The following is a 23,408-nucleotide window of genomic DNA, read 5'->3' as shown; positions in this document are numbered from 1 at the left end:
CTTCGCGTAAAGATACGGGTACGGAGCCGATTCTGACACGAACTTTTTTGCGGCGGGCCGGCGGTCGTCGAGAACCTGTTTCGCGCGACGGCGATAGAATCGACGCACCGCCCGCCGCGCCTGCCGCCGGCGCGCATTCGCACCGATAACGACGAGACGCCCCACCGATGAACGCCCTGGAACACCAACTCGACTATCCCTTCGCCGATACGCTGCCCGCCGCGGGCGACACGTTCGAGGTCGCGCCCGGCGTGCGCTGGCTGCGCATGCCGCTGCCGTTCTCGCTCGACCACATCAATCTCTGGCTGCTGCGCGACGAAATCGACGGGCAGGCCGGCTGGACGATCGTCGATTGCGGGATCTCGTCCGACGCGATCCGCACGCACTGGGAGCAGATCTTCGACACGCAGCTCGACGGCCTGCCCGTGCTGCGCGTGCTCGTCACGCACTGCCACCCCGACCACTTCGGCCTCGCGAACTGGCTGTGCGAAGGCGGCGACAAGGGCCGCTGGAACGTGCGGCTGTGGATGACGCTCGGCGAATATCTGTTCGGCTGCCTGATGGCGGCCGGCAACGGTTCGAACGCGGGCGGCGCGGCGGCTGCCGAGCACTTCGCGCGCCACGGGCTGACCGATCCGGCCGCGCTCGACAAGCTGCGCAACCGCCGCGGCTATTACTCGGATCTCGTGCCGGCCGTGCCGCCGCGCTACCGGCGCCTGCGCGAAGGCGACGCGGTGACGATCGGCGCGCGCACGTGGCGCGTCGTCACCGGCTTCGGCCATTCGCCTGAACATTGCGCGCTCCACAGCGAAGCGGACGGCGTGCTGATTTCCGGCGACATGGTGCTGCCGCGCATCTCGACGAACGTGTCGGTGTTCGATCTCGAGCCGGAAGCGAACCCGCTCGCGCTGTACCTCGAATCGCTCGGCCGCTACGAGACGATGGCGCCCGACACGCTCGTGCTGCCGTCGCACGGCAAGCCGTTCCGCGGCGTGCGCACGCGCATCGCGCAACTGCGCGAACACCACGATGCGCGCCTGGCCGAAGTGCGCGTCGCGTGCGCGGAGCAGCCGATGAGCGCGGCCGATATCGTGCCGATCATGTTCCGCCGCCGCGAGCTCGACATCCACCAGATGACCTTCGCGCTCGGCGAGGCGCTCGCGCACCTGAACCTGCTGTGGCTCGCGGGCGAGCTCGTGCGCGAGCAGGGGGACGACGGCGTGATTCGCTTCGTGCGACCGTGAGCATGCGCATTGGCGCAGTTGCGCGGCGCGCTTTGGTGCGATTTCCAGATCCCGATCCGAATACCCGTAGCGATCCATGTCTCGCAATACCTCTCTAGCCGACGTCATCACGCTCGCGGAAATACGCGCATTGGCCGACCCGAAATCCTTCGAGCGCGGTACCGCGTACTACCACGACGGCGCCGTCTCGCGGCTGACCGAGCGCGACGGCGAGCTGTCGGCGACCGTGCGCGGCACGTATCGCTATCGCGTCGAATTGTCGGTGGGCGACGACGACACGCTCGGCTACACGTGTAATTGCCCGGTGGGCGGCGAAGGCGCGTTCTGCAAGCATGCGGTGGCCGTCGCGTTGTCGTGGCTCGAAAACAGCGGAGAGGAAGTCTTCCGTGAAGCGGAGCGCGAGCCGTCGTCGAAGCCGCGTCGCAAGCGCAAGACGCAGACGGAGCTGATTCGTGACTATCTGGAGACGCTCGACGAGCGCGCGTTGCGGCACTGGCTGCTCGATGCGGCCGAGCGCGACCGCTCGTTGCGAGACAGGCTGCTGTTCGACGCACGCAGCGCGAATGTCGATGATGTGGCGAGCCTGCGTGCCGCCGTCCGACAACTGGCGCGCGTGTCGCGGCCGCTCGGCTGGGACGAGGCGCACACCTACGGAGAAGGCCTGTTCGAGCTCGCCGACATGCTGCGGCGGCAACTGACGAGATCCCATGCCGCGCAGGTGGTCGAGCTGGCGGAACTGGCGATTGCCGAGGCCGAAGCGAGTCTCGAGCAGATCGACGACTCGGACGGCAGCGTGGCGCCGGGGATTGAGGAACTCGCGGCATTGCATCTCGACGCATGCATTCAGACGCGGCCGGATCCGGTGAAACTGGCCGAACGCCTGTTCCGCCTGCAGGCCGGCGGGCAGTGGGATACGTTTCGCGACGTGGTGCCGGCCTATGCGGAAGTATTGGGCGATGCGGGTCTGACCCATTATCGGGAACAGGTCGAGGCTCGTTGGGCCGAGTTGCCGCCGCTGCTGCCGGGGCGGGACGATCGGGGCTCGTACGAAACGGCGCGCCTGAATCTCGAGCATGCGCTGGAGTCGCTGGCGAGGCACGATGGTGATGTCGACGCGCTGATCGGCATCTGGTCGAAGGATCTGTCCGCTTCGTACCGGTATGCGCAGATCGCGGAACTGTGCGCGGAGCACCGTCGATTCGATGAAGGGCTGGCCTGGGCCGAACGCGGAATGCGCGAGATGAAGGACCGGCACGACGATCGGCTGATGGGCTTCTGCATCGACGAATATTTGCGCCGGCGTGCGTTCGATCGAGCAGACGCACTGGCGTGGGAGCGCTTCGCGGACCACCCGACGGCCGACGCATTCCGTGCATTGATGAAGGTCGCAAAGCGGACGGGGCGGGACGCTACCGTGAAGGCGCGCGCGATCTCGCATCTGCAGTCTGCTGCCCGCAAGCGCGAAGCGGCCGGGAGGCCCGGCAACGGCGCACGACGCTGGGAACCGCCGCCGCGCACCGAGCTGGTGAAGCTCTTGCTTGCGGAGCGGGACGACAACGCAGCGTGGGCCGCGTTCCAGGAGGGGCCGGTCGAAGCCCTCGTATGGCCGGCGGTGGCCGCTGCGCGGGCGAAGACGCATCCCGAGGACGCGATCGCGCTGTATCACCGCTATCTGCCGTTCGCGCTCGACCATGGCGCGGGCAGCGCACGATACGACGAGGCGTTCGGCGTCGTGCGCGAAATTCGCGCGCTGCGCGTTGCGCATCGCCAGCAGACGGTATTCGACGACGAACTCGAAGCGATTCGCAAGACCTACCGCGCGAAGCGCAATTTCATCAAGCTGCTCGGGAAGCTCGACGCGTGATCCGGCTGACAGGCACGGGAGGGCATGGAAATGAATATCGATCTGCAGGCAGTCGACGACACCGTCCTCGCGCTCTTGCGTCTGACGCTGCACGACGGCAATCGCGCATGGAAAGGCTTCGATTGGGATGTGCTGAATCGGTTGCATGAGCGCGGGTTGATCGGCGACTCGATCAACAAGGCGAAATCTGTCCTCCTGACGGAGGAAGGCCTGCGGGAATCGGAGCGTCTCTTCACGCAGAAATTCGTCGTTTCGGGCGGTGCGCGCACAGATAAGTGATCGTCAGCGCCAATCACGCGGCGGGTTCGTAGCGCCACCCGTCGCGATGCCATTGCATCGTGTGCGTCGGTTCGAGCGCCGCGAGAAACGCGGCGTCGTGCGACGCGACCACGATCGCGCCGGGGAAGCCGGCCAGCGCCGCTTCGATCGCGCGCACCGATTCGAGATCGAGGTGATTGGTCGGCTCGTCGAGCAGCAGCAATTGCGCGGGCGTGCCGCGCCACAACGCGCAGGCGAGCGCGGCCTTCAGCCGTTCGCCGCCGCTCAGTTGCCGCGCCGGTTGCGTCGCGCGCGTCGCGTCGAGCTGCAGCAGCGCGAGACGGCTGCGCAGATCGCCTTCGGCGAGCGGCGTATCGAGCAGGCCCAGTTGCTCGACGATCGAGCGCTCCGGGTCGAGCAGCGCGAGCCGCTGGTCGAGATACGCGGCGCTCACGTGCGTCGTGCAGGTACCTGAGCGCGGCGCGAGCTCGCCCGCGAGCATCCTCAGCAACGTCGATTTGCCGCAGCCGTTCGGGCCCGTCAGCGCGATGCGCACGGCGCCGCTCGCCGACCACGTGATCGCGTCGGCGTCGCCCGCGACGCGCCACGGCAATCGCGCGCGCTCGAGCGTGAACAGCTGGCGGCGCGCGCTGACTTCCGTGCCCGGCAGCGAGACGAGCACCGGCGCGTCGGCTTCGATGCGCGCGGCTGCCTCCTGCACGCGCGTGTCGAGTGTCGCCTTGAAGTCGCTCTGATGACGCCGGACCGACCCCATGATCGCGCGCGCCGCGCCCTTGCGGCTCTGGCGCGCCATCGACGACAGGTTGGCCGTCTTCGCGTCGCGCAGCGAGGCGGCCGCGTGGCGCTGGATCGTGTCGTGTTCCTGTTCGAGCCTGCGCCGCACGCGCCCGCGCTCGGTGCGCGCATGGTCGAGCGCCGCGTGTGCGGCCTCCTGTTGCGCGTCGCGCTGCGCGCGGTAGAGCGCGTAATTGCCGCCATACGAGCGCGCGCCGTGCGGCGTCAACTCGACGATGCGCTGCACGCCGGCGAGCAGCGCACGGTCGTGGCTCACGATGACGACGCCGCCGCGCCAACCGTCGAGCGCCGCGCGCAGCCACGCGCGGCCCGGGGCGTCGAGATGGTTGGTCGGTTCGTCGAGCACGAGCAGGCCGGCGCCCGACAGCAGCGCGCCGATCAGCGCGACGCGCGCGAGCTGGCCGCCGCTCAGCGCATGCGCGGGCGTGTCGGCGTGGACGTCGTGCAGGCCGGCCGCGTCGAGCGCCGTGCGCAGCCGCTCCGCGAGATCCCAGCGATCGCCGATCAGGTCGAAGTCGTGCGGCGTCGCACGACCGTCCGCGAGACGCGCGAGCGCGCCGAGCGGCGCATCGAGCGCCGCGATCTGCGCGACGGTCGGCGGGGCGGCGGCCGCGTCGTCGCGGTCGAGATCGTGCTGCTGGGCGACGTAGACGACGTGCGTATGTCGCTCGATCGTCCCCGCGCTCGGCGTGCGCCGCCCCGCGATCAGTTGCGCGAGCAGGCTCTTGCCGACGCCGTTGCGGCCGACGATGCCGGTCGGCGTGCGGTCGATGGACAGGTCGAGCGAATCGAACAGCGTGACGCCGTCGTCGAAGCGGAAGGAAACGTGATGAAGCGCGACGAGCGCGCCGGTGGGCGTGGCTGCAGCCATAAGCACCTCCAAAAATGCATGAAGACCTTCGCGCGCGGCGTGCGTGGCACGGGCGGCGAAAACATTTCGGGAAGGCTTAGTTGTTCACTTTGGCTGGCGTCCGGTATGAGGAATGAGCGCGCAGTGTAGCAAGCGCGGCGCGCGGGCCGCAAGCGAGCGGCGCGAACGCCGTCGCTTGCGCGCCACGCACGGTTACTGCACGGCGACCGTCGTGAAGTTCTGCCGGCCGAACGGACTCACGTGATAGCCGCTCACGTTCGTGCGCGTCAACGCGGCCGCGGTCGGGTAGCCGAGCGGAATCCACAGCGCCTGATCGTGGATGATCTTTTGCGCCGATTCGTACAGCTTCGCGCGCTTGGCCTGATCCGCGGTCGACTTGCCGTCGGCGATCAGCTTGTCGAGCTGCGCGTCGCAGAAGCGCGCGAAGTTGATGCCCGACTTCACCGCGTTGCAGCTGAACAGCGGCGACAGGTAGTTGTCCGGATCGCCGTTGTCGCCGGCCCAGCCCATGAACAGCATGTCATGCTGGCCGAGCTTCGCCTGCTTGATCAGCTCGCCCCATTCGATCACCTTCACCTCGGCCTTCACGCCGACCTTCGCGAGGTCGGCCTGCAGCAGTTCCGCGCCGACCTTCGGGTTCGGGTTCAGCACGCTGCCGGTCGGGCGCGTCCAGATGGTCGTCGAGAAGCCGTTCGGGAAGCCGGCCTGCGCGAGCAGCTGCTTCGCCTTCGCGGGATCGTACGCATACGGCGCGACGTCCTTCGCGTAGCTCCACGTGTTCGGCGGATACGGATTGTTCGCGGCCGTCGCGGTGTTGTCGAACACGACCTTCAGGTAGGTCGCGCGGTCGAACGCGAGGTTCAGCGCCTCGCGCACCTTGTCGTTGTCGAGCGGCTTCTTCTGCGTGTTCAGCGCGACGAACGCGGTCATGAACGCGGGCGTCTGCACGACCTTCAGCGCGCTTTCGCCCTTCGCGGCGAGCACGTCCTGCGGCTTCGGCGACAGCGCGATCTGGCATTCGCCGGCCTTCACCTTCTGCAGGCGCACCGACGGGTCGGGCGTGATCGCGTAGATCAGCCGGTCGACCTTCGGTTTCGTGCCCCAGTACGTCGGGTTCGCGTCGTAGCGGATCAGCGCGTCCTTCGTATAGCTCTTCAGCACGAACGGGCCGGTGCCGACCGGCTTCGCGTTCAGGTCGGCCTGCTTGCCGGCCTTCAGCAGCTGGTCCGCGTATTCGGCCGAGTAGATCGACGCGAAGCCCATCGTCAGGATCGGCACGAACGTCGCGTTCGGCTCGTTCAGCACGAATTTCACCGTGCTGTCGTCGACCTTCGTGACCGACTTCACGAGCTTCACGAGGCCCATCGACTGCGCATGCGGGAAGCCGCTCGCGCCGGCCACCTTGTGCCACGGATTCGCGTCGTCGAGCATCCGCGCGAACGTGAACACGACGTCGTCCGCATTGAGCGCGCGGCCCGGCTTGAAATAGTCGGTGGTCTGGAACGCGACGTTCGGGCGCAGGTGGAACGTGTACGTGAGGCCGTCGGCGCTCGCTTCCCATTTGTCCGCGAGCGCGGGTACGACTTTCTTCGCGGCTTCGTCGTAGGACACGAGCGTGTTGAAGATCACGTCGGCCGATGCGTTGGTCGTGACGAGCGAGTTGTACTGCACGACGTCGAAACCGTCCGGGCTCGATTCCGTGCAGACGGTAAGCGGCTTGGCGGCGGCGAGGCCGGGGGCGGCAAGGGCGACCGCGAGCGCGGCCACGGCGAACGGCTTGACGTGCATAGGATCTCCCACGTGGCGTGTGTTTTTCGCTGGATGACGGAGGCAGGCGCGGCCCGGAAGCGGGCGGGGCCGCGCGGCTGGCGAATAGGATACCGTCAAAGCGCGCGACGCGTGAAAAAAGGCGTCGGAACGCAGCGAATTGACCGAAAAACGGCTGCGTTCGCGACGGAACGGGTGTTGATGCGGCGGAGCGGGTAGTGCGAGCGCGGCGTGGGAGGCGACGTTCCGGGTCGGGGCGAGGCGGGCGGCTGCGAATGCGCGGCGGAAATGCGCGGCGCCGCGCGCTCAATGGAACCAACAGGTCGCCGCAGCGGTGCGACACGAGGGGAGAGATCCGCACGGATTCGCGCGGTATGGCGATGCAGATCAGGCTGCGGCGCGACAGCGATCCGGCGAGACGCGCGCCGGATCCGCGACGCACTCAGTGCGCGCCGGCCTTCGGCTTGCGCGGCGCCTTTTCGAACAGGCGATCGTACAGCCAGCGCGGCAGCACGTGCAGCACTTTCGCGACGACGCCCATCTGCCACGGAATCACGCGGAACGCGTGCTGCCGAGCGATCGCGCGCGCCGCACGCGCGGCGAAGCGGTCGGCGTCCATCAGGAACGGCATCTTGTACGGGTTGTGCGCGGTCATCGGCGTGCGAATGTAGCCGGGCGCGATCGTCACGACGCCGACGCCGGCCGGACGCAGCTCGACGCGCAACGCTTCCAGATACTTGATCGCGGCCGATTTCGACGCGCTGTACGCGCCGGAGCCGGGCAGCCCGCGCACGCCGGCGACGCTCGCGACGCCGACCAGCGTGCCGTGGCGGGCGGCCGTCATCGGGCCGACGAACGGCTCGAACGTCGCGACCATCCCGTAGTAGTTGATGTCCATCACGTCGCGGAACGTGGCGAGATCGCCCTGGCCCGTGACGGCGCCCTGGCTGATGCCCGCGTTCGCGATCACGACGTCGGGGCAGCCGTGCGCGGCGATGAACGACGCGGCGGCCGTCGCGAGCGCGTCGGCGTCGCGCACGTCGGCGGAATAGACGGAGATGGACAGCTTCGGGAACCGCCGCGCGAACGCATCGAGTGCATCGGTGCGCCGTGCGACGAGCGCGAGCGTGGCGCCCTGGCGGGCGTATTCCTCGGCCATCGCGAGGCCGAGGCCGCTCGACGCGCCGGTGATGAAGACCTTCAGCGGAGTAGTCATGCCGGCGCGCGGGTGGGGATCAGAGCTTCTTGTCCTGAACCTGCTTCACGAGGAAGTCGAGCACCTGCGCGGTACCCGGGATGCTGTTCGTGTAAGCGGGGCCCGTCTTGTACTTGCCCTGGACGACGACCGTCGGCACGCCGTCGATCGCGTAGTCCTTCAGCAGCTTGGCCGACTGGTTCACCTCGCCCTGCACGCTGAACGAGTTGTACGCGTCCATGAACTTCTTCTTGTCGACGCCTTGCGTAGCCAGGAAGTCGGCCTGCGCCTGCGGCGTGAGCAGATAGTTCTTCTGCTTGTGGATCGCGTTGAAGATCGCCGGCGTGACCTTCTCGGAAATGCCGAGCGCGGACACCGCGTAGAACAGCTTCGAGTGCGGCAGGAAATCGTCACGGAATGCGACCGGCACGCGCTTGAAGTCGATGTTGTTGCCCTGTTTCTTCACCCAGGCCTCGATCGTCGGCTCGAATTCGTAGCAATGCGGGCAGCCGTACCAGAAGAACTCGATGACCTCGACCTTGCCGGCCGGCGCGGACACCGGCTGCGGCGACTTCATCACCTCGAAGTCCTTGCCGGCGGCCGGCGCGGCAGGCGAAGCCTGCGCGAGGCCGGCGGCCAGGCCCAGGGACAGAAGGAGCGTGCTAAGTAGTTTTTTCATGTTGTGAACGTCGAATCAGTTGCTCGGGTTACGGAACGTAACGGGTTCTGCGTGGACGCGGCCGGTTGGCTTACTGCTTCGTGAAGCGGATCACCGCCGTGTCGACACCTGCATCGGACAGGCGCTGACGGGCCGAGTTCATATCCTCGAACTTCGAGAACGGGCCGACGCGCACGCGGAAGTAGGTCACGCCGCTGACGTCGCGCTTCGACACCTTCGACTCGAAGCCCTGGAAGCCGAGGCGCGCACGCTGCTGCTCGGCATCGCCTTCCGTCTTGTATGCACCGACCTGCAGGAAGTAGCCGGTGTTCGCGTCGTTCGCGGTCGGCGGCTTCGCCGTGGTTGCCGCGGCGGCTGCGGCCGACGACGTCGGCTTCGGCGTGTTCGCGGCCTGCTGCTGTTGCTGCTGCTTTTGCGCGGCGGCCTGCTGCGCCTGCTTCTGCGCGGCGAAGCGTGCGAGGTCGTCCTCGCCGCCTTGCTGCTGTTGCTGCTGCGCTTGCTGCGTCTTCTTCGGCGGCGGCGTGGTGTCGGCCGGCTTCGGTGCGACGGCGACGCCGTTGCCCGACGACGGATTGTTCGACGCGGCGGTGTTGTTCGAGCCGGTGGCGCCGTTCGTGTTGCCCGACGGCGGCACTTCGACGATCTGCGGCTCGGGCAGCAGGCCGTTCTGGGTCTGGTTCGCGGCCTGGCCGGGCGCGGTGTTGGGCGGCGCGGATTGCGCGGCCTGCGGCACCGGCTGGCCGGGCGTCTTGCCCTGCAGCGCGCGGTTCGGGTCGAACTGCTGCGGCTGGCTCGCGCCGTTGTCGGCCGGCGGCGGCGCGACCTTCGACACGAACGGCGACGGCGAACGCGTGATGTACAGCGCCACCACCACCGCGATCGCGAGGCCGACGATCAGGCCCAGCACGATTCCAAGAAATGTCCCTCCTGCTTGTTTCGATTGCTTCGAAGTTCGGCGTGGTTGTGCCATTGCTTGAGTCACCTGCAAAAAGAATCGTGAGAGGGCCGCGGCGGGCATCCGGCGACGGGCATCCGCCGGCCGGTGCTGCCGCGGCCATTCGCGGCCCGGTTCGGGGCCGCGCTGACATCCTTACATCTTGGCGGGCGCGGATACGCCGAGCACCGCCAGGCCGTTCTCGAGCACCTGCCGGGTCGCGGCGAGCAGCGCGGCGCGCGCATTGCGCGGCGCTTCGTCGTCGACCAGCACGCGCTCCGCATTGTAGAACGAGTGGAATTCGCCAGCGAGATCGCGCAAGTAGAACGCGACCGCGTGCGGCGCCAGCTCGTTCGCCGCGTGCGTGAGCATGTCCGGATACTCGGCGAGCTTCTGCATCAGCGACGCCGCTTGCGCGCTCGTCAGTTGCGACAGGTCGGCGCCCGGCAGTTGCGCGACGTCGACGTTGTAGCGCGACTTCAGTTCGTTGAGCACCGAGCAGATCCGCGCATGCGCGTACTGGACGTAATAGACCGGGTTTTCGTCGTTCTGTTTCAGTGCGAGGTCGATGTCGAACACGAACTCGGTATCGGCCTTGCGCGAGATCAGGAAGAAACGCACCGCGTCGCGGCCGCGCGTGATGGTCGCCTCGTCGATCAGGTCGGGTGCCGCTTCCTGGCCCGCGGCCGCGCCGCCCGACCATTCGATCAGGTCGCGCACCGTCACGTAGCTGCCCGCGCGCTTCGAGATCTTCACTTCCTGGCCGTCGCGCATCACCGTGACCATCTTGTGCAGCACGTAGTCGGGATAGCCTTTCGGGATCCCGATGTGCAGCCCCTGCAGGCCGGCGCGCACGCGCGCGATCGTGCCGTGGTGGTCCGAACCCTGGATGTTGATCACCTTCGTGAAGCCGCGCTCCCACTTCGTCACGTGGTACGCGACGTCCGGCACGAAGTACGTGTACGTGCCGTCCGACTTGCGCATCACGCGATCCTTGTCGTCGCCTTCGTCGGTCGTGCGCAGCCACAGCGCGCCGTCCTGCTCGTAGGTCATGCCGGCCTTGACCAGCGCGTCGACCGTCTGCTCGACGCGGCCTTCGCTGTACAGCGACGACTCGAGGTAGTACTGGTCGAACTTCACGCCGAACGCCTGCAGGTCCATGTCCTGCTCGCGACGCAGGTACGTGACCGCGAACTTGCGGATCGCGTCGAGATCCTCGACGTCGCCCGCGCCCTTCACCGGCTCGCCGTCCGACGCGGCGACCGTTTCGCCGTTCAGGTAGTCGCGCGCGATGTCGGCGATGTACTCGCCGTTGTACGCGGCTTCCGGCCAGCCCGCGTCGCCCGGCTTCAGGCCGCGGGCGCGCGCCTGCGTCGAGATCGCCAGGTTGCCGATCTGCACGCCCGCGTCGTTGTAGTAGAACTCGCGGTGTACCGCATAGCCCTGACTCGCGATCACGTTCGCGAGCACGTCGCCGAGCGCGGCCTGGCGGCCGTGGCCGACGTGCAGCGGGCCGGTCGGGTTGGCCGACACGAATTCGAGCAGCACCTGCTTGCCTTTCTCGCGATCCGACGTGCCGAACGCGCGGCCCTGGTCGAACACGGCGGCGATCACCGCCTGTTTCGCGGCGGCCGACAGGCGCAGGTTGATGAAGCCGGGGCCGGCGATCTCGGCGGCTTCGACGAGGCCTTGCGCGGCCGGCTGCGCGGTCAGTGCGGCGACGATCTGCTCGGCGAGCTGGCGCGGGTTCGCGCCGAGCGGCTTCGCGAGCTGCATCGCGACGTTGCACGCGACGTCGCCGTGCGCGGCGACCTTCGGGCGCTCCAGCGTGATGGCGGGGGCGACGAACGCCGCGTCGGCGCCTTTCAGCGCGTGTGCGACCTGCTTGACGCTATCCGCGAGCAGGGCTTCGAGGGTCTGTTTGTGTGCTGGCAGCATGCTGGTAGAAGGCTTCGTTGGTGGCGGCCGGAAACGCGGGCCCGCCGGCGCGCTTTTTAAGCGCGCGTTTCAGGGATCGCAGAATTTTAACAGGTGCTAATATGCCGCTCAGGCGGTCCGCGTCCGCGAGGCCGGACGCCGGTCTGTCGGCGTTCCCCAACCGCGCCGCGCAGGCACAACAAGATGAAAAGGGAATTGTCATGATTACGTTCAAGAGCAAGGCGGCACAGGATCTCGACGTGCTGAAGGATTTCGCCGTGTATGTGCTGGGTCTCGTCGGCAAGCAGCTGGGCGAGCGCGGTGTCATTACGCACGACGAACTGGACCACGCGATCGCCAAGCTGGAAGGCGCGGTCGCGCAGGCGAAGCAGGAGCGCGCCGAGCACGCCGGCCATTTCCACGAGGACGAAGCCGACCACGCGCACCATGAAGTGCCGCCGAGCCTGGCCCAGCGCGTCGCGCCGTTCCTGACGATGCTGCGCGAAGCGAAGGCGGGCCAGGCCGACGTGCACTGGGGCTTCTGAGCGTCCTTGCCTGGCGGATCGAACGGTTCGCCCGACACGAAAAAAGCCCGCGTTCGAGCGGGCTTTTTCTTTTGTCTGATGAAATTTGCGTCGATCAGAGCTGCGGCGCGAGCGCGCGGCGCGCGTCGTCGAGCGACAGCGCCATACGTTGCGCGTAGTCCTCCAGCTGATCCTGTCCGATTTTCCCGACCGAGAAGTAACGGCTGTCCGGATGTGCGAGGTAGAAGCCCGACACGCTCGCCGCCGGCAGCATCGCCAGCGAATCGGTCACGCTCATGCCGATCTCGTCCGCGTGCAGCACGTCGAACATGTCGCGCTTCACGAGGTGGTCGGGGCAGGCCGGGTAGCCGGGCGCCGGGCGGATGCCCGCATACTTCTCGGCGATCAACGCGTCGTTGTCGAGCGTCTCGCCGCTCGCATAGCCCCACAGCTCGCGCCGCACGCGTGCGTGCATCGCTTCGGCGAACGCTTCCGCGAAGCGGTCGGCGAGCGCCTTCAGCATGATCGCGCTGTAGTCGTCGTGATCGGCTTCGAACTGCTTTTCCTTCACGTCGACGCCGAGGCCGGCCGTCACCGCGAACATCCCGATGTAGTCGGCCACACCCGACTCCTTCGGCGCGATGAAATCGGCGAGCGAACGGTTCGGCCGCATCACGCCGTCGACCACCGGGCGCACGCTCTGCTGGCGCAGATTGCGCCACGTGAGCAGCACTTCCGAGCGCGACTCGTCGCTGTAGATCTCGATGTCGTCGTCGTTGACCGTGTTGGCCGGCAGCAGCGCGATCACGCCGTTCGCGGTCAGCCAGCGGCCCTGGATCAGGCGCGCGAGCATCGACTTGGCGTCGGAGAACACGCGCCGCGCCGATTCGCCGACGATCTCGTCGTTCAGGATCGCCGGGTACGGGCCCGCGAGATCCCAGGTCTGGAAGAACGGGCCCCAGTCGATGTAGTTCGCGAGTTCGTTCAGGTCGTAGTTCCTGAACACGCGGCGGCCGATGAACTTCGGCTTCACCGGCTGGTAGCCGGCCCAGTCGATCTTCGTCTTGTTCGCGCGCGCGTCGGCGAGCGTGACCATCGGCTGCGCCTTGCGGTTCGCGTGCTGGTCGCGAATGCGTTCGTAATCGGACTTCAGCTCGTCGAGATACTTCGCCGCGCCTTCGTCCGACAGCAGGTTCGACGCGACCGACACCGAGCGCGACGCGTCCGGCACGTAGACGACCGGGCCTTCGTAGTGCGGCGCGATCTTCACGGCCGTGTGCACGCGCGACGTCGTCGCGCCGCCGATCAGCAGCGGAATCTTCTTCACGCGGAAGTAGTCGTCGCGCTGCATTTCGGACGCGACGTACGCCATTTCCTCGAGGCTCGGCGTGATGAGGCCCGACAGCCCGATGATGTCCGCGCCCTCGACCTTCGCCTTCGCGAGGATCTCGTTGCACGGGACCATCACGCCCATGTTGACGACTTCGAAGTTGTTGCACTGGAGCACGACCGACACGATGTTCTTGCCGATGTCGTGCACGTCGCCCTTCACGGTCGCGATCACGATCTTGCCCTTCGCGCGCACGTCGCCGCCCGCTTCCGCGAGCAGCCGCTTTTCTTCCTCGATGAACGGGATCAGGTGCGCGACCGCCTGCTTCATCACGCGCGCCGACTTCACGACCTGCGGCAGGAACATCTTGCCCTGGCCGAACAGGTCGCCGACGATGTTCATCCCGTCCATCAGCGGCCCTTCGATCACGTTGATCGGACGGCCGCCGGCCGCGGCGATCTTCGCGCGCACTTCTTCGGTATCCTCGACGATGAAGGTCGTGATGCCGTGCACGAGCGCATGCGAAAGCCGCTTCTCGACCGGCTGGTTGCGCCACTCGAGGTTCTCTTCCTTCTTCGCGCCGCCCGCCTTGAACTTGTCGGCGATTTCGAGCAGACGATCGGTGGAATCGTCGCGGCGGTTCAGGATCACGTCTTCCACGCGCTCGCGCAGCTCCGGGTCGAGATCGGCGTACACGCCGAGCTGGCCCGCGTTCACGATGCCCATGTCCATCCCCGCCTGGATCGCGTGGTACAGGAACACGGTGTGGATCGCCTCGCGCACCGGGTCGTTGCCGCGGAACGAGAACGACACGTTCGACACGCCGCCGCTCACCTTCGCGAACGGCAGGTTCTGCTTGATCCAGCGGGTCGCCTCGATGAAGTCGACCGCGTAGTTGTTGTGCTCCTCGATGCCGGTCGCGACCGCGAAGATGTTCGGGTCGAAGATGATGTCTTCCGGCGGGAAGCCGACTTCGTTCACGAGGAAGTCGTACGAGCGCTTGCAGATCTCGGTCTTGCGCGCGTACGTATCGGCCTGGCCGGTTTCGTCGAACGCCATCACGACCGCGGCCGCGCCGTAGCGGCGGATCAGGTTCGCGTGGTGGCGAAACGCGTCCTCGCCTTCCTTCAGCGAGATCGAGTTCACGATCGCCTTGCCCTGCACGCACTTGAGGCCGGCCTCGATCACGTCCCACTTCGACGAGTCGATCATGATCGGCACGCGCGCGATGTCCGGCTCCGACGCGATCAGGTTCAGGAAGCGCACCATCGCCGCCTTCGAGTCGAGCATCGCCTCGTCCATGTTGATGTCGATCACCTGCGCGCCGTTCTCGACCTGCTGGCGCGCGACGGCGAGCGCCTCGTCGAACTGGCCGTTGAGGATCATCCGTGCGAACGCCTTCGAGCCGGTGACGTTGGTGCGTTCGCCGACGTTGATGAAGAGCGTCCCGGGCGTGACGTTGAACGGCTCGAGGCCGGCAAGGCGCATCATGTGATCGGTCATGGCGGTGCGAATTCTTTTGATGATGGACGTGGGGCGGTCGGTCAGGCGTTGTCGCTGTACTGGTTCGGCCAGCGGCGCGGCTTCACGTCGGCGAGCGCCTTCGCGATCTCGGCGATGTGCTCGGGCGTCGTGCCGCAGCAGCCGCCCGCGAGGTTCACGAGCCCGGCCTGCGCGAATTCCTTCAAGAGGCCCGACGTGACGTCGGGCGTTTCGTCGAAACCGGTGTCGCTCATCGGGTTCGGCAGGCCCGCGTTCGGGTAGCACGACACGTAGGTGTCGCACAGCTTCGCGAGCTCGGCGATGTACGGGCGCATCAGCGCCGCGCCGAGCGCGCAGTTCAGCCCGAACGTGAGCGGCTTCGCGTGACGCAGCGAATTCCAGAACGCCTCGACCGTCTGGCCCGACAGGATCCGGCCCGACGCATCGGTGACGGTGCCCGAGATCATGATCGGCAGGCGCTCGCCGGTGTTCTCGAACAGTTCGTCGAGCGCGAACAGCGCGGCTTTCGCGTTCAGCGTGTCGAAGATCGTCTCGACGAGGAACAGGTCGACGCCGCCGTCGAGCAGCGCCTTCGCCTGCTGGTAGTACGACGTGCGCAGCTCGTCGAACGTGACGTTGCGTGCGCCCGGATCGTTGACGTCCGGCGAGATGCTGGCCGTCTTCGGCGTCGGTCCGATCGCGCCCGCGACGAAGCGCGGCTTGGTCGGCGTCGCGTATTTCGCGGCCGATTCGCGCGCAAGCTTCGCCGATTCGACGTTCATCTCGACGACGAGCGCTTCCATCCCGTAGTCGGCCTGGGCGACGGTCGTCGCGCCGAACGTGTTGGTTTCGACGATGTCGGCGCCGGCCGCGAAGTACTGGTCGTGGATCTCGCGGATGATCTGCGGCTGCGTGAGCGACAGCAGCTCGTTGTTGCCCTTGATGTCGCGCGGGAAATCCTTGAAGCGCTCGCCGCGATACGCGGCTTCGTCGAGCTTGTAGCGCTGGATCATCGTGCCCATCGCGCCGTCGAGGATCAGGATGCGCGATTTCAGCAGCGCGGGCAGGGCGGCGCCGCGCGTGTAGCGCGCGTCGAGCGGGACGGAAGCGGCGAGAGGAGTCGCGGACATGGGCGGAAAATCGGCGAAGACGGGAAAACCGTCATTGTAGCCGGTGCGTCAAGCGGTCGTCGGCCCTCGCCGCATGGGCCGGACGGGCCGCCAAAGGAAAGCCCCCGCCGGCGAGCCGGACGGGGGCAGGATCGGAGTGCACGCGGCGCCGCATCGATGCGCGGCGAATGGCCCGGCCGCGTGACGCGCCGGGCCGCGAGTCGTCAGTGCAGCACGACGGGCATCATCATCAGGCTGTCGAATTGTCCGAGGAATTCGTCGACCTCGTCGAGCGACGGTTCATCCTCGATCAGCTGCTTCACGTGCGCGCGGAATCGTTCGGCAAGTTCGCCGTCGATGAAGATTTCGCGCTGCGCGTTCTTGTCGACGATTTCGTATCCGCCGGCATTCATCAGGTGATGGCCGGCCTGCGGCGCAAATTCGACGACGCAGTAATTGGGGCTGTTGTAGATCATTTGCATGGCGGCACTCCTCTTCGCAGTGGCATCTGGCCTTGTTGTCCCCTAGGTGGGGCAAGCCTTGCCGGTTTCAAGGGGCTTGCGCTGCACACCCCGTTCTCCCGTTTGCGTGGGGTGTATCGGTTAGAAGCCGATGTCTATCAAACGTTTCTCATTGTGAGCCGGTGGACTGAAATAGTTGTTAAAGAATGTCATCGGCCATTTCCGGAAAAACTGTAATCGGTCGAAATTGCCGATTCATGTGCGTTTATCACTGTGTGACAGTCGACGCCGCCGGTGGTTGCATCGTCGCGGGCGGTGTCGATGGCGCCGGTTCCGCAGGCGGCGCAGGCGATGCATGGGGCGTCGACGCCGCGGTGGGCGCGTTCGTTGCGCCGCCGGGCGCTGCATCGGCAGGCACGTTCGGTGCGGCGAGGCGGCCGTGCCACAGCAGCTCGATCTGCGCACCGTTCGGCTCGGTCTGCACGAGCCGCGCGGGCAGCCAGCCGAGCGACGGCGCGAGCCACATGTCGATGCGGCGCGTGTCGCCGTCGCGGCGCGGCAGGCGCATGAAGTGGCGCGCGCCGACGATGCCGGCCTGCGTCTGCACCTGCTCGTCGCCGATCACGGTGATCGGCCAGGTCTCGCCACTGTTGTTGTCGATCACGAAGAACTGCTGCGTGACGCCAGGCTTGTAGGCGGCGGGATTGCCGCGCAGCAGCCCCGACAACTGCATCAGCATGCTGAAGCGGTCCTGCACGCCGTCGGGCAGCGGCGCGTTGTTCGGCGTGCGCGTGAACACCACCTGCCGGATCTCGCGGTTGAAGATCGCGATGTCTTCCGGCCGCTTGCCGCGCTTCTCGACGTAACGGTCGGGCGCGACGCCGAACGCGTCGATGCGGCCTTCGCTGCGATAGGTGAACGGGCCGACGAACGGCACCGGCATCGACACCGACAGGTCGTACGTGTGCCCGTCGGTGCGCCAGTGGATCGTGCCGATCATGTTCTGCATGCCGTTGTAGAACGTGTCGTATTGCAGGTCGCCGGATGGCGGCGCGGCGAACTTCACGCCGCTCGTGGCAGGCCCCGGCGTCGCGGCGCTGGTGCCCGCGGCCGACGCGGCTTGCGTGCCCGAAGCCCCCGATGCGCCGCTCGCCGCGGATGCGGCGGCCGCCGGCGGTTCGCCGTGCTCGGCCGTTTGCGTGGAGGTGAGGACCGGCTCGTGCGACGGCGCGGGTTTCGGCGGGGCGGCCTCCGGCGCGGCAGCCTTGGGTGCGGCCGGACGTTCGACCGGCTTCGGTTCCGGTGGCGCAGGCTGGCGCTCGATCGGCTGCGGTTTCAGCAGTTCGATCTGCACGGGGATCTCAGCGGACGGCGGCGGCGTGAACGATTCGCGGTTGCGCATCAGCCAGAATCCGGCAAGCGCGTGCAGTACCAGTACGGCGACCAGCGCGACGCCCACGCGCAGCCAGCGGCGGGGCAGGGCGTGACTCGGGCGAAGGTCGGCAGGCTGGTTGGGCATCGGAACAGGGTCGGGCGCGTGGGTGACGTCGGGCGCGCGGCGCGCGCCACAGGAATCGGACCGCCGGATGCGCTGCCCGTTCGCGAGGCGTGACGTCGCGTGAACCGGATGTGTCAGGCGTCGCGTGCGTCGGGACTATAGCCGAGTTCGTAAGACAGTTTCTGCGCGCATGCGCGCAGCGCGGTGTCGATCTCGCCGCCCCACGCGATGTCGAACGAGCCTTCCTGGCCGAGCGCGACGATCGCGAGCGCCAGTTCGCCGACTGCGTCGAACACGGGCATGCAGAACGCATGGATCGTCGGCAGCAGCATCCCTTCGACGCGCGCGGCCTGGTGCTCGCGCACGTCGGCGAGCACCGCGTCGACTTCGTCGAGCGTGCGCGGGCCGCCGTGGTGCGGCGAGCGGCGCGTATCGGCGAGTTCGCGCTCGAGCATCGCGGCGGTCTTGCTGCGCGGCAGGTACGCGGCGAATAGCAGGCCCGTCGCGGAGCCGAGCAGCGGCATCACGTCGCCGAGCTTCAGCGACGCCTTCGCCGGATGGCTCGATTCCATCCAGTGCACGATCGTCGGCCCCTGGTTGCCCCATACCGCGATGCCGACCGTCTGGTCGAGACGGTCGCGGAATTCGGTCAGCGCGATCCGCGCGAGCTTCACGCCGTCGACGCGTGCGAGCCGCGCGAGGCCCATCTGCAGCGCGAAGCCGCCGAGCTCGTAGCGGCCCGAGACGGGGTCCTGCGACACGACGCCGAGCCGCGAGAAGCTGACCAGGTAGCGGTGCGCCTTCGCCGGGCTCATGCCCGCGCGCTGCGCGAGATCGCGCAGCATCATCGCGCGCGGCTCCCTCGTCAGCACGTCGAGCAGGCGGAAGCCGACCTCGATCGACTGGATGCCGGAACGGACCTTCTCGCCGTGTTCGCCGGAAGCGGCGTCGTCGGTATCGGAGTCGACGAGATCGTCGTCGGGGAGCGGGCTGGCGGGCATGGGCAACGGGTGCGCGAAAATGCGACAGGAAACGGGGCGAAAACGGCGTGCGCGATCATGGCGCGCCGCAGGGATTCACCATCGTAAAATAGATTCCCTCCATCGTCACTACAACGGCAGATCCTCCCTATGAAACTTGCTTCGCTGAAGGACGGCACGCGCGACGGCCAGCTGATCGTCGTGTCGCGCGACCTGCACACCGCGGCGATCGCCGACGCGATCGCGCCGACGCTGCAGCGTGTCCTCGACGACTGGGCGTTCTACGCGCCGCAGCTGCGCGACCTGTACGACGCGCTGAACCACGGCCGCGCGCGCAATTCCTTCGCGTTCGATCCGGCCAACTGCATGGCGCCGCTGCCGCGCGCGTTCCAGTGGGCCGACGGCTCCGCGTACGTGAACCACGTCGAGCTCGTGCGCCGCGCGCGCGGCGCGGAGATGCCGCCCGAATTCTGGACCGACCCGCTGATGTACCAGGGCGGCAGCGACGATTTCCTGGGGCCGCGCGACGACGTCGTATGCCCGTCCGAGGAATGGGGCATCGATTTCGAGGCGGAAGTCGCGGTGATCACCGGCGACGTGCCGATGAGCGCGTCGCCCGACGACGCGCTGAAGGCCGTGCGGCTCGTCACGCTCGTGAACGACGTGTCGCTGCGCAACCTGATTCCGGCCGAACTCGCGAAGGGCTTCGGCTTCTTCCAGAGCAAGCCGGCCACCGCGTTCGCGCCGGTCGCCGTCACGCCCGACGAGCTCGGCGACGAATGGCGCGAGGGCCGCGTGCACCGCCCGATGATCGTCCACTGGAACGGCAAGAAGGTCGGCCAGCCCGACGCCGGCACCGACATGGTGTTCCACTTCGGCCAGTTGATCGCGCACGCGGCTAAGACGCGCAACCTGCGCGCCGGCTCGATCGTCGGCTCCGGTACGGTATCGAACAAGGACGCGAAGCGCGGCTACTGCTGCATCGCCGAGAAGCGCTGCCTCGAGACGATCGAGCACGGCGCGCCGCAGACCGAGTTCATGCGCCATGGCGACACCGTGCGCATCGAGATGTTCGACGCGGCCGGCAAGTCGATCTTCGGCGCGATCGAGCAGTCGGTTTCCCCGCCCGACGGCGCGGCATAAGCGGCGCGGTACGTAACGCAACGCGACGCGACGGCGAACCCCGGCTTCGGCCCGCGCGCCGGGTTTCGCCCGATGTTTGACCGCGCGGGCTTGGCTACACTCGATTCAAGCGTTCGAGCACCTCGAACAAGGAGCAGCAGATGGCCGATCTCGCCGCGTACGGCGGTTACGAAGCACTGAAGGTGACGCGCCGCGACCATGGCGTGCTCGACATCGTGATGAGCGGCGAGGGCGCGAACCGCAGCGGCCTCGCGACCGCGAACGCGCGCATGCATCGCGAACTCGCCGACATCTGGCGCGACGTCGATCGCGATCCCGACACGCGCGTCGCGGTGATCCGCGGCGAAGGCAAGGGCTTTTCGGCGGGCGGCGATCTCGCGCTCGTCGAGGACATGGCGAACGATTTCGACGTGCGCGCCCGCGTGTGGCGCGAGGCGCGCGACCTCGTCTACAACGTGATCAACTGCAGCAAGCCGATCGTGTCGGCGATGCACGGGCCGGCCGTCGGCGCGGGGCTCGTCGCCGGGCTGCTCGCCGACATCTCGATCGCCGCGAAGGATGCGCGCATCATCGACGGCCATACGCGGCTCGGCGTCGCGGCCGGCGACCACGCGGCGATCGTGTGGCCGCTGCTGTGCGGGATGGCGAAGGCGAAGTACTACCTGATGCTGTGCGAGCCCGTGAGCGGCGAGGAGGCCGAGCGGATCGGGCTGGTCTCGCTCGCGGTCGCGCCGGCCGACCTGCTGCCGAAGGCATACGAAGTGGCCGAGCGGCTCGCGCACGGTTCGCAGTCGGCGATCCGCTGGACCAAGTACGCGCTGAACAACTGGCTGCGCACGGCCGGGCCGACCTTCGATACGTCGCTCGCGCTCGAATTCATGGGTTTTTCGGGGCCCGACGTGCAGGAAGGCATCCGCTCGCTGCGCGAACGGCGCCCGCCCGCGTTCCCCGGCGACGCGCCGTTCTGACGTGCGCGCTATGATCGAATCACGCGCGGCTGCGCGACGCACGGCGGCCGCCTCGTTCCCCCAGTCAACCAGGATGCCCGTATGACGACCGATGCCTCCGGCGCCAACCCTTTCGCCGGCTTTGCCGGGTTCCAGCCCGCCGACATGATGGACCGGATGTGGGACATGATGCGGATGTCGCCGTTCGGCGGGATGGCGCCGTTTCCGGGCGCCACGCACGGGCTGCCGCCGTCGCTGTCGAGCATGTCCGACATGATGTCGCCGCTCACGAACGTCGAGGAACTCGACAAGCGGATCACCGATCTGCGCGCGGTCGAGCAGTGGCTGAAGCTCAATCTCGGGATGCTGCAGTCCGCGATCCAGGCGCTCGAGGTGCAGCGCGCGACGCTCGCGACGCTGCGCGCGTTCGGCGCGTTCGCGCAAAGCTCGATGTCGGCGGCCGAGGAAGCGGCCGTGGCCGCCGCGCAGGCCGCGAAACCCGCGTCGGCGGGCGAGGCCGCGCCCGCGGCCGATGCGGCCGATGCGGCGGAAGACGACCCCGCGCAGCAGCCGTTCGACCCGTCCGGCTGGTGGAACCTGCTGCAGACGCAATTCAACCAGCTCGCGAGCCTCGCGATGGCGCAACCGGGCATGCAGCCTGCGGCGCCGGACGCCGCGCCGCCGGAGGCCGCCGCCGCGCCCGGGCCCGGGCCCGCGACGAAGTCCGCCGCGGCCGCGCCGCGCAAGCCCGCCGCGAAGCGCGCGAAGCCGTCCGGTTCGGCCGCGGCGCGCGCGGCGGCCGCTTCGTCGCCCGAAACGCGTCCGCCGAAGCGCTCGACGTGATGCGGCGCAGCTAGGCGGTCGATCATGCGACTCGCGCTCGTTCTGATGGGAGGCGGCGCGCGCGCCGCATACCAGGTCGGCGTGCTGAAGGCGCTGGCCGAAATCGCGCGCGAGGCCGATCCGCAGCGGCATACGGTGCCGTTCGCGGTGATCTGCGGTTCGTCGGCCGGCGCGATCAACGCGACGTCGATCGCGAGCCACGCGGACGACTTTTCCCACGGCGTGCGGCGCCTGCTCGAATTCTGGGAGCCGCTGCGCGCCGATTACGTGTATCGCACCGACTGGCTCGGCATCGCGGGCGCCGGCGCGCGCTGGCTCGCGACGATGACGTTCGGCTGGGCGGCCCGCCGCTCGCCGCGCGGGCTGCTCGACAACACGCCGCTTGCGCACCTGCTGCAGCGCGAGCTGAGCTTCCACCGGATCGAGCAGATGCTCGAGGCGCGTCTGCTGCACGCGCTCGCGGTCACCGCGCTCAGCTATTCGAGCGGCCGGCACCTCACGTTCTACCAGGCCGCCGAGCCGATCCAGGCGTGGCGGCGCGCGCAGCGCACCGCGCGGCTCGTCGACCTGTCGGCGTCGCACCTGCTCGCGTCGTCGGCCATTCCGTTCGTGTTTCCCGCCGTGCCGCTCGTGCTCGACGGACAGGTCGAGTACTTCGGCGACGGCTCGATCCGGCAGATCGCGCCGCTGTCGCCGGCGATCCACTTCGGCGCGGACCGGATCGTCGTCGTCGGTGCGGCCGATCCGCGGCCCGAGATCCCGGCCGCGAACGGCACGGGACGGGCCCGTGGCTACCCGACGCTCGCGCAGATCGGCCAGCAGGTGCTCGCGAGCGTGTTTCTCGACTCGATCGGCTCGGACATCGAACGGATCGAGCACATCAACCAGATGATCGAGCACCTGCCGCACCAGGTCGAGATCGACAGCGGCTGGCGGCACGTCGACGTGCTCGCGATCGCGCCGTCCGAGCGCATCGAGCTGATCGCCGCGAAACACCTGAAGCAGATGCCGGCGACGATGCGCGGGCTGCTCGGCGCGATCGGCGGCAGCCAGCCGACCGGCGCATCGTTCGCCAGCTACCTGCTGTTCGAGGAAGCGTTCACGCGCGAGCTGATCGAGCTCGGCTACCGCGACGGCCGGGCCCAGCGGGAGACGCTCGCCGGCTGGATTGCCGGGGCGGACGGCGGCAGCGCGCCGGCGGCCGGCACGCCGCCGGAAGACGGCCTCGCGACCGGCGAAATACGGGTCTGACACGCGAAGGCGCACTGTAAGGTTGCGTTTTCGCGACGGTGGGCCGCGACCGATCGCCGCACCGAGGTAGGCGGCGCGCGACCGGCCGGGCGTCTCGGAACCGTCATGCACGCGTGCTATCATGGCCGCCGCCGTATACACCATATCGAGCAGCCCGCCGATCCGGCATCCGCACGGGGACCTTTCGGGGAACCCGCCTGGGGCAGGGGACGGGCGCGCCAACGAGCCGGCCAGCGCCGGCCCCCACTCAGGCAAGCGCGGCCGGCTTCGTCCGAACGGAGCGGGTTGCGGCATG

19 protein-coding genes are annotated in these 23,408 nt (G+C 68.1%); 8 read left to right on the top strand and 11 right to left on the bottom strand.

Going from position 1 to position 23,408, the window contains the following annotated elements:
* The first annotated feature begins 167 nt into the window (after positions 1-167).
* From GJG85_RS15445 to GJG85_RS15435, 3 genes are all read left to right on the top strand, one after another.
* Complete coding sequence (locus tag GJG85_RS15445; protein ID WP_050017789.1) at positions 168-1,244, top strand: MBL fold metallo-hydrolase; 1,077 nt, start codon at positions 168-170, stop codon at positions 1,242-1,244.
* Positions 1,245-1,320: 76 nt separating this feature from the next.
* Positions 1,321-3,108 (top strand): DUF6880 family protein, encoded by a 1,788-nt coding sequence (locus GJG85_RS15440; RefSeq protein WP_089488861.1) that lies wholly within the window; start codon positions 1,321-1,323, stop codon positions 3,106-3,108.
* Between the two features lie 30 nt (positions 3,109-3,138).
* Complete coding sequence (locus GJG85_RS15435) at positions 3,139-3,387, top strand: DUF6429 family protein (RefSeq protein ID WP_176016579.1); 249 nt, start codon at positions 3,139-3,141, stop codon at positions 3,385-3,387.
* Between the two features lie 13 nt (positions 3,388-3,400).
* Here GJG85_RS15435 and GJG85_RS15430 read toward each other — a convergent pair whose 3' ends face one another.
* The 6 genes from GJG85_RS15430 to argS all read right to left on the bottom strand — a co-directional run bounded on the left by GJG85_RS15430 (position 3,401) and on the right by argS (position 11,566).
* On the bottom strand, positions 3,401-5,053 hold the full coding sequence (locus GJG85_RS15430; protein WP_204383439.1) for an ABC-F family ATP-binding cassette domain-containing protein: 1,653 nt from the start codon (positions 5,051-5,053) through the stop codon (positions 3,401-3,403).
* Between the two features lie 192 nt (positions 5,054-5,245).
* Positions 5,246-6,841 (bottom strand): ABC transporter substrate-binding protein, encoded by a 1,596-nt coding sequence (locus tag GJG85_RS15425; protein ID WP_089488859.1) that lies wholly within the window; start codon positions 6,839-6,841, stop codon positions 5,246-5,248.
* Positions 6,842-7,262: 421 nt separating this feature from the next.
* On the bottom strand, positions 7,263-8,036 hold the full coding sequence (locus GJG85_RS15420; RefSeq protein ID WP_050017794.1) for an SDR family oxidoreductase: 774 nt from the start codon (positions 8,034-8,036) through the stop codon (positions 7,263-7,265).
* Between the two features lie 19 nt (positions 8,037-8,055).
* Positions 8,056-8,694, bottom strand: coding sequence for a thiol:disulfide interchange protein DsbA/DsbL (locus GJG85_RS15415; RefSeq protein ID WP_011694426.1), 639 nt, complete (start codon positions 8,692-8,694; stop codon positions 8,056-8,058).
* Positions 8,695-8,764: 70 nt separating this feature from the next.
* Positions 8,765-9,664: an SPOR domain-containing protein gene (locus tag GJG85_RS15410; RefSeq protein WP_124556186.1), complete on the bottom strand. Its 900-nt coding sequence runs from the start codon at positions 9,662-9,664 to the stop codon at positions 8,765-8,767.
* Positions 9,665-9,784: 120 nt separating this feature from the next.
* Complete coding sequence (argS, locus tag GJG85_RS15405) at positions 9,785-11,566, bottom strand: arginine--tRNA ligase (RefSeq protein ID WP_050017796.1); 1,782 nt, start codon at positions 11,564-11,566, stop codon at positions 9,785-9,787.
* A 200-nt stretch (positions 11,567-11,766) separates the two neighbouring features.
* On the opposite strand from argS, the gene GJG85_RS15400 reads away from it, so the two are divergent.
* On the top strand, positions 11,767-12,090 hold the full coding sequence (locus GJG85_RS15400; protein ID WP_006489103.1) for a DUF1840 domain-containing protein: 324 nt from the start codon (positions 11,767-11,769) through the stop codon (positions 12,088-12,090).
* A 94-nt stretch (positions 12,091-12,184) separates the two neighbouring features.
* Here GJG85_RS15400 and metH read toward each other — a convergent pair whose 3' ends face one another.
* From metH to GJG85_RS15375, 5 genes are all read right to left on the bottom strand, one after another.
* Positions 12,185-14,902 carry a methionine synthase gene (gene metH / locus GJG85_RS15395; protein WP_050017797.1) on the bottom strand — a complete coding sequence of 906 codons (2,718 nt, stop codon included), beginning with the start codon at positions 14,900-14,902 and terminating at the stop codon, positions 12,185-12,187.
* A gap of 41 nt (positions 14,903-14,943) precedes the next feature.
* Positions 14,944-16,011: a homocysteine S-methyltransferase family protein gene (locus tag GJG85_RS15390; protein ID WP_050017798.1), complete on the bottom strand. Its 1,068-nt coding sequence runs from the start codon at positions 16,009-16,011 to the stop codon at positions 14,944-14,946.
* 203 nt (positions 16,012-16,214) lie between these two features.
* Positions 16,215-16,472, bottom strand: a complete 258-nt coding sequence (locus GJG85_RS15385; RefSeq protein WP_006477667.1) for a DUF3567 domain-containing protein — start codon at positions 16,470-16,472, stop codon at positions 16,215-16,217.
* Positions 16,473-16,719: 247 nt separating this feature from the next.
* The gene (locus tag GJG85_RS15380) at positions 16,720-17,970 is read right to left on the bottom strand and encodes a DUF3108 domain-containing protein (RefSeq protein ID WP_050017799.1); all 1,251 of its coding nucleotides are present in this window, start codon (positions 17,968-17,970) and stop codon (positions 16,720-16,722) included.
* Between the two features lie 113 nt (positions 17,971-18,083).
* A complete protein-coding gene (locus GJG85_RS15375; RefSeq protein ID WP_204383437.1) occupies positions 18,084-18,950 on the bottom strand; it encodes an IclR family transcriptional regulator in 867 nt (288 codons plus the stop codon).
* A gap of 129 nt (positions 18,951-19,079) precedes the next feature.
* On the opposite strand from GJG85_RS15375, the gene GJG85_RS15370 reads away from it, so the two are divergent.
* From GJG85_RS15370 to GJG85_RS15355, 4 genes are all read left to right on the top strand, one after another.
* Positions 19,080-20,072: a fumarylacetoacetate hydrolase family protein gene (locus GJG85_RS15370; RefSeq protein WP_050017801.1), complete on the top strand. Its 993-nt coding sequence runs from the start codon at positions 19,080-19,082 to the stop codon at positions 20,070-20,072.
* A gap of 140 nt (positions 20,073-20,212) precedes the next feature.
* A complete protein-coding gene (locus tag GJG85_RS15365) occupies positions 20,213-21,040 on the top strand; it encodes an enoyl-CoA hydratase/isomerase family protein (protein WP_089488857.1) in 828 nt (275 codons plus the stop codon).
* A gap of 81 nt (positions 21,041-21,121) precedes the next feature.
* Positions 21,122-21,862, top strand: coding sequence for a PhaM family polyhydroxyalkanoate granule multifunctional regulatory protein (locus GJG85_RS15360; protein ID WP_204383435.1), 741 nt, complete (start codon positions 21,122-21,124; stop codon positions 21,860-21,862).
* Between the two features lie 24 nt (positions 21,863-21,886).
* Positions 21,887-23,113: a patatin-like phospholipase family protein gene (locus tag GJG85_RS15355; RefSeq protein WP_050017804.1), complete on the top strand. Its 1,227-nt coding sequence runs from the start codon at positions 21,887-21,889 to the stop codon at positions 23,111-23,113.
* Positions 23,114-23,408: the final 295 nt, after the last annotated feature.

The organism is Burkholderia sp. MS389, assembly GCF_016899425.1.
GTDB classification, from domain to species: domain Bacteria; phylum Pseudomonadota; class Gammaproteobacteria; order Burkholderiales; family Burkholderiaceae; genus Burkholderia; species Burkholderia sola.
Note: the sequence above shows the minus strand (reverse complement) of the source record. Positions and strands in the feature narration are given on the sequence as shown.

Coding starts and splice junctions, on each gene's coding strand:
- GJG85_RS15445 (WP_050017789.1), top strand. CDS start 168: ATGAACGCCCTGGAACACCAACTCGACTATCCCTTCGCCGATACGCTG.
- GJG85_RS15440 (WP_089488861.1), top strand. CDS start 1,321: ATGTCTCGCAATACCTCTCTAGCCGACGTCATCACGCTCGCGGAAATA.
- GJG85_RS15435 (WP_176016579.1), top strand. CDS start 3,139: ATGAATATCGATCTGCAGGCAGTCGACGACACCGTCCTCGCGCTCTTG.
- GJG85_RS15430 (WP_204383439.1), bottom strand. CDS start 5,053: ATGGCTGCAGCCACGCCCACCGGCGCGCTCGTCGCGCTTCATCACGTT.
- GJG85_RS15425 (WP_089488859.1), bottom strand. CDS start 6,841: ATGCACGTCAAGCCGTTCGCCGTGGCCGCGCTCGCGGTCGCCCTTGCC.
- GJG85_RS15420 (WP_050017794.1), bottom strand. CDS start 8,036: ATGACTACTCCGCTGAAGGTCTTCATCACCGGCGCGTCGAGCGGCCTC.
- GJG85_RS15415 (WP_011694426.1), bottom strand. CDS start 8,694: ATGAAAAAACTACTTAGCACGCTCCTTCTGTCCCTGGGCCTGGCCGCC.
- GJG85_RS15410 (WP_124556186.1), bottom strand. CDS start 9,664: ATGGCACAACCACGCCGAACTTCGAAGCAATCGAAACAAGCAGGAGGG.
- argS (WP_050017796.1), bottom strand. CDS start 11,566: ATGCTGCCAGCACACAAACAGACCCTCGAAGCCCTGCTCGCGGATAGC.
- GJG85_RS15400 (WP_006489103.1), top strand. CDS start 11,767: ATGATTACGTTCAAGAGCAAGGCGGCACAGGATCTCGACGTGCTGAAG.
- metH (WP_050017797.1), bottom strand. CDS start 14,902: ATGACCGATCACATGATGCGCCTTGCCGGCCTCGAGCCGTTCAACGTC.
- GJG85_RS15390 (WP_050017798.1), bottom strand. CDS start 16,011: ATGTCCGCGACTCCTCTCGCCGCTTCCGTCCCGCTCGACGCGCGCTAC.
- GJG85_RS15385 (WP_006477667.1), bottom strand. CDS start 16,472: ATGCAAATGATCTACAACAGCCCCAATTACTGCGTCGTCGAATTTGCG.
- GJG85_RS15380 (WP_050017799.1), bottom strand. CDS start 17,970: ATGCCCAACCAGCCTGCCGACCTTCGCCCGAGTCACGCCCTGCCCCGC.
- GJG85_RS15375 (WP_204383437.1), bottom strand. CDS start 18,950: ATGCCCGCCAGCCCGCTCCCCGACGACGATCTCGTCGACTCCGATACC.
- GJG85_RS15370 (WP_050017801.1), top strand. CDS start 19,080: ATGAAACTTGCTTCGCTGAAGGACGGCACGCGCGACGGCCAGCTGATC.
- GJG85_RS15365 (WP_089488857.1), top strand. CDS start 20,213: ATGGCCGATCTCGCCGCGTACGGCGGTTACGAAGCACTGAAGGTGACG.
- GJG85_RS15360 (WP_204383435.1), top strand. CDS start 21,122: ATGACGACCGATGCCTCCGGCGCCAACCCTTTCGCCGGCTTTGCCGGG.
- GJG85_RS15355 (WP_050017804.1), top strand. CDS start 21,887: ATGCGACTCGCGCTCGTTCTGATGGGAGGCGGCGCGCGCGCCGCATAC.